Origin of the sequence: Aeromonas sp. JL9 (assembly GCF_024436075.1) — a bacterium.
Lineage (GTDB): Bacteria > Pseudomonadota > Gammaproteobacteria > Enterobacterales > Aeromonadaceae > Aeromonas > Aeromonas veronii.
In genome coordinates this window covers 1-5,810 of the sequence record NZ_JANFNV010000058.1, presented here as the reverse complement: position 1 = coordinate 5,810, position 5,810 = coordinate 1, and the positions used below count along the sequence as shown (strand labels likewise).

Annotated in this window: 4 protein-coding genes; 2 read left to right on the top strand and 2 right to left on the bottom strand. The window is 43.7% G+C overall.

Translation table 11 applies throughout. From position 1 onward, the window contains the following. The first annotated feature begins 212 nt into the window (after positions 1-212). Complete coding sequence (locus NOM06_RS20625; protein ID WP_120415623.1) at positions 213-503, top strand: hypothetical protein; 291 nt, start codon at positions 213-215, stop codon at positions 501-503. 376 nt (positions 504-879) lie between these two features. Further along, complete coding sequence (locus tag NOM06_RS20620) at positions 880-2,115, top strand: site-specific integrase (RefSeq protein ID WP_255913010.1); 1,236 nt, start codon at positions 880-882, stop codon at positions 2,113-2,115. Positions 2,116-2,818: 703 nt separating this feature from the next. Here the strand turns inward: NOM06_RS20620 and repC are convergent. Together repC and NOM06_RS20610 are read right to left on the bottom strand one after the other, a co-directional pair. Beyond that, positions 2,819-3,742 (bottom strand): replication protein C, IncQ-type, encoded by a 924-nt coding sequence (gene repC, locus NOM06_RS20615; protein ID WP_255913009.1) that lies wholly within the window; start codon positions 3,740-3,742, stop codon positions 2,819-2,821. After that, positions 3,729-4,619, bottom strand: a complete 891-nt coding sequence (locus NOM06_RS20610; protein ID WP_255913008.1) for a helicase RepA family protein — start codon at positions 4,617-4,619, stop codon at positions 3,729-3,731. The genes repC and NOM06_RS20610 overlap by 14 nt, the downstream gene beginning before the upstream one ends. Between the last annotated feature and the right edge of the window lie 1,191 nt (positions 4,620-5,810).

The following is a 5,810-nucleotide window of genomic DNA, read 5'->3' as shown; positions in this document are numbered from 1 at the left end:
CGGCCAAAGGGATCAGACTGTAAATCTGACGGCTCTGCCTTCGAAGGTTCGAATCCTTCTCCCTCCACCATCATTCAAGAAAACCCGGCCTCGCGCCGGGTTTTCGCTTTCTGCTATCCCCCTCACACTTTTTCGGCATTGTCAGATCTGACAGTTGCAATTGCATCCCATCTTGCTCATCGTGGCATCATCGACATCAGAGTGTTCACATCATGTTTGAAGTCTGGGACGAGCATGGTCACGCCACCGGTCTGACACTGCAGGCGCTCAAAGTCAGAATCAGCAACGACTATCAGGGTGACCTGATGGTGCGCTACAGCAACAAGCTGGGACTCCCCACGACCCTCTTTCTGACCATTCATCAGGGCGTTGCCTATCAACGCTTCAAAGCGGGCTCGCCAAGACTGGATTGGGAATGGCTGGCCACCGCAGGCAATGGCCACAGCCCCCGCAATTTTATGAGCGAACAGTTTCCCGATTTTCAACTCGCACTGGATAATTGAACATCAGCAACTATCGCTAACCCACCATCAAAGATTCCCCAAAAGCTGATTTTCCATTCGCATGATATTCCTGCCAAATTGCATGATGACGTGGGGGCGAGTACAATCTCGCACCCCGAATATCCGGCGCATCTTCTTTAGATAGCCCCGGATATGCCGTCATCGGGTCGCGCTGCATTGAGCCTCCTCTCGGAGGGCATCTTGCACCGCAGCTCAACCACTACGATGCCATCAGGTGGCATCGTCCTGATTTGCAATCAGAACGCAATATAACATACCACTATAAATTCAGTAACTTACAACAATCTTTAAATTGATATCCATGGAACTATACACAATGTTAGTATGAGACTGCGTTGAGTATTAGGGGCTTCTCATGAGCGATTTGATCGATGTGTTGAGTAAATTTTCTGTACACGACTTGGCTAGAATGCTGGCAGAGAGGATCGAGGCTGACAGTCAGAGCACGTTCAAAAATCGTCATGATTTAGGCGGAGGCATAACACTATTCAAGCAAAAAGGCAGCGCCAGGTGGCACTGTAGAGTCCATCAACCAGCAGATGGCATTCATGACTATCGTCAGAGCACACGGAAACTCGACTTACGAGATGCAACGTCAGAAGCACATCAAATAGCACTGATGTTAAAAATGAAATTATCGAGTGGTGTTGCGCTTAAAAAGGGTATTGCGTTTAAAACAATAGCGAATGAAATCGTTCAATTCTACTTGAAGCGCTCTAAACCTATAGATACATATTACATAAGCTTGATCAAGAATCACCTCCTTCCATATTTTGGTGAGCAAGAGATTGCTAGCATCAACGATAGATCAGTTAGACTGTTTTGGAATAAATACTGTGAGACTCATGATGCTCCAGGGAAATCACTTGCCAACTCAATCCATATTGTATTGAGAAGGATCTTGCTTGAAGCAAAAGAACAAGCCCTCATAAGCTCGATACCTGACATGAGCAATAAAGTAGAAACTAAAAATATTATAAAAGGAGAGTGCTGGGAACCTAATCAAATAAAAACAATTTTTGATAAACTAACTAAATGGCAATTATTATCCCCAACAAACACCGATAGAGTAATTTTTAACTTGTATTGCAAGTTTCTTTATCTAACCGGTATTAGAACAGGGAATGAGGCACTTGGTGTTAGATGGGATGATCTAAAAACAGAAAAAGATTACTACTTAAAAGTACGCAAGGGGAAAATGGAGGGCACTATAAAAGAGGGCCGTGAGATGATTATTTCAAGGAGTGGGAAGGAGAGCAAGGTTATAATTGAAGTAATGTCTCCGCTTGCTAAAATACAGGGATTTGAAAAAATATCTGAAGCCAAAGCTAAGGCTCCAAGCCAGTGCCTATTCGAACTAAAACGTCCTGCCGAGATTTGGCGATCTTTCGCTGATGAGATGGAAGTTGAAGGAACATTGTATTGGTTCAGGCATACCTATATAACTAATGAGATACTTAGAGGAGAGCCACTAGCACACATTGCTGCGCAAGTCGGCAACAGCGTAAAAATGATCGAACTGCACTACTCTCATGCAACTATGAGACGAATTCGGACTGCTGAATTGGATAGAAATAAAAAAGGGAAATAGATAGATTTCTAACGTTAAATAAAACTACTATCACTACCATAGCTAGTGAGTAATGTCTGAGCACAATTGAAATTTAAACACCCGCGTGTTAGCTTCGCACACGCTCTTGCCACTTCGTTGTTATTCGATTTGTATTATTAGGCGCTTCGCTTTAAAATTTTTAGGGCTTCGCCCTCATTTTAATTTTATCAACAGATTGACACACGCATTAATTCTTGGATATGGTCTGAACTTTTTTATGAACAGATGGCATTACTATTTTTACTTATGAAAATCGTTAATTGTTCACCAGCCAAATTGGATGGAACACTGCTTTTCCATGAAGATGTGGTTATTTCTATGAACATCATTATGATGAACCCACTTATATCAAGATGAGGGGCTGAGGGTAATAATACCATTTTCATGGCTGGTATTGATTCTGTGCATGGCCACTAGGTCTAAAACACATAAATTGACATCATAGCGAACAGAAAAGGAACTGGCTATCATGATGCTCAGTGTTTTACACTGAGCAATAGAAATATGTGAGTGTCTTTTCGTAATAAGAGGAGATTTCCTTTAAGATCTTCTTAAACAGCAGGAACATGAAATGGCTGAGGCCCTTGTAGGACAAGGGCTGCAAGAGAATTTACAATAAATTTTCGTACCATGAATTAACGTAGCGACGTACCATGCTTTAACGTCGATTTCGTACATCGCTTTAACGTTTTTCTACAGCCCCATTGATGACTCTTAAACGCTTCACCTCGACTTGCTTATTAGAGCCAACCTTGTCATTAAACCGAACTCTCCAGCCGTCCAACTCGCTGAGTTGCTTCAATGCAGTAACAATCTCAGCACGTTTACGCCTTATCTCTTTTTTTTCATACTCTGTTTTTGATTTAGATTGGGGAGGCTTGCATGGCTCACCCCAAATACGCTGTACTAGGGTATCTATATAAGGGGATAAGCGGTAGCCATGATTGATATTGAATGAAAGCCATGTATGAAGAAGCTTGGCTATATTTGAACTAAGCGAACGACGTTCCTCTAAACATATCCTAGCGTATTGTCCCCCATCGACCGATTTTGCAATTTTGGAGTTCAAAACAACATAGACGATATCTTCCTCACCAATTGCCGACGTGTTGTTAATTAGATAACTCAGCAGCCCAGATCGCCACTTTCTCTCCCCCTTAAATATAAGTAAACTTACATTCTTCAATCTATTTAAGCATTTCTTCAACCTATTGTATTCATGACCTGATCTATTCCACCCTAGAATGTTTAAAATGTCGGTCTGTGTAGTAGTTACTAATGCGCATTGTTCAGTTTCAGCATCAAAACTTACATTCAAATCATTCCACAACAGACTCGACTTCGGCCCTGTATTGGCTGACGAAATTATTTTACTATCAATTCCAGCTAGGGCGATTAATGCGAGAAGCACGCCTTGGTCTGAACTATCAAGCCCTTCCGCCAATTCAACACGCAGTCTTTCATGACCACTTTCAGCATCTAGTATAATATTTATTGGACGCTTACCACTTGGCATAGGCATGAACAACCTAGGTACTCTTCCTAAAAAAGGAGCAGCCAGAGCGAAATTCTTTATATTATGGTCATTATTTTTAGAAATTTTCATCAACTGTTTCTTTAGGTTTTTTATCTTTACGGAGTCGCTGGTTGTTCTTATCTTGTATAGTACTTGGGGCTCCGACCAAACGACTATTATGGTCTATGACAACCAAGGTATCAATGGTTTTTCCTTTTGTTGTTTTCCCTATAGCCTCGATCTGTAGATGTATTTCCATTTTTAATCCGTCACCCCCCTCCTTATTTTTAGTGCATTCTAATTTAGTAGTTATAGTACCATTGCCTTCTATCTTAGTTATAAAATACTCACTGTCTAATGCAGCTTTGAATGAATAGGCACCTCTTGCACCCTGACCTAGGTCTTTCCCTGTGTGATGCACAATGAGAATTGTTGCACCAGTTTTGTATTTTATTTCATCACAACCAGCGATGAATTTCCCCATATCCTCAGCAGAGTTTTCATTACCAATAAAACTGCGTGCAAGCGTATCAATAACGATCAATCTTACAGGCATATTAGTTTCATTTTGAACATTCTCTGTAGCCAAAATCAAATCGGTAACAACCTGTGGCTGTGATACAAATATTGGTTGTGATATACGGTAAAGATTGTCCAGGTCTTGCCCATTATTGTATTTATTAATCCAGGCGTGCATGCGTTTTTTCATGCCATTGCTTCCCTCGGCAGCAACATAGATTACAGCACCCTGTTTTACCTCCCGACCCTGCCACCTCTTTCCTGATGCAATCCGACAGGCAATATCTATTATAATGAACGATTTTCTCGAACCGCTGGGCCCGTAAAATCCAGCTAACGAATTTTCGTCCAAAAGGTCTTCAAATAAAAATTGGTCGTAATCAAAGTTTATCGACCCTGCGCCCCTTTCCATAATAAATTGGCTTTTCTGGGGGGATATATTTTCCATTTTCAATCCACTAATAGAGCAATTAAATATAGCAACATAAATATTTACATTATTTTTTTCAATTTGAATTAGCTGAACAGAAACTCAGCTACGGAAACCAAAAAACGTTCAATATACTATCATTAGCTATGCAGCTAACAAGCAAAAATAGCTTTTCATTGGTGCTAGTACCGAGCACCGGGAAGTCGGATAAAATGTGCGACACTCCAACAGCTGACGCGTGGTTCTCTTCAACTCGGCGTTGTTTCCCAAATCAACCATCAAGCCACAACTGCCCCAGCCCCAGGTGACCGCTACACTCGGGGCTTTCTGACAGGTAGACCAAGGGTATTCATAGATGGTCGCCCCGGTTTGCCAAGCCTTCAATCGATGACGGTGAGTTAGGTTGAGATTGCAGCCATAGATCCGGACTGTGATCGAGGCTACTGCCTCTGTCCCTGATGGAATTCGCTGACTGGCTCCTCTATCAGTTTGTCGCTCTCGAAAGTGCTTTGAACACCTCGGGTTTTGCCAGTCACGGTCTGACCTGTCTCGCCATCACGTCATGATGTCGCGGTAGGAATGGCGGTCACCCGCCACCCCCCGCACAGATCCGGACGTGCGCTACTAACGCATCCGGCTCCTACCTCGAGTCCTAACGTCAAATCGCTTATCAGGATACGGATGCATTACGCGCGGTGACGGGATTCACAATGCCAGGTATCCCTTGAACCGCTCCCATTGCATTCGCTGGCGCTGACTCCGGCGCCGTAACGCCCTTAGCCACGCCTTCCTCACTTCACGAATAAACATCCCGACCGCCTGCAAGTTATGTGGCACCGCATAGTAATTCATGTGGCCCATCACTACTTTTCGCAGCCAAGCCCCTGTCTCCCCTATCGGCCTGTGCAGTCGCTTCCCTTTCAATCCCCGCCAGATCTGCCTGAGCTGCCCCTGTGCTCTCGACCGCTTCGTCTTACGCATCACCGTGACCCCCCCCTCGACGGGTACACCCCATGTAGTGGCTAAACCCCAGAAAGTCGAAACTGCTGCCTCGCTCTCTGTTGTGGTGCGCTCGTTTCGCGGCCTGCGAGCCAAACGGCAGCAGCTTGGTTTTCTCCGGATGTAATCGCAGTGCATATTCCGGCCGATCATGAACACCAATTCCGATTCAACGTGAACACCATTTCCGGACCAATGTGAACGCTCATT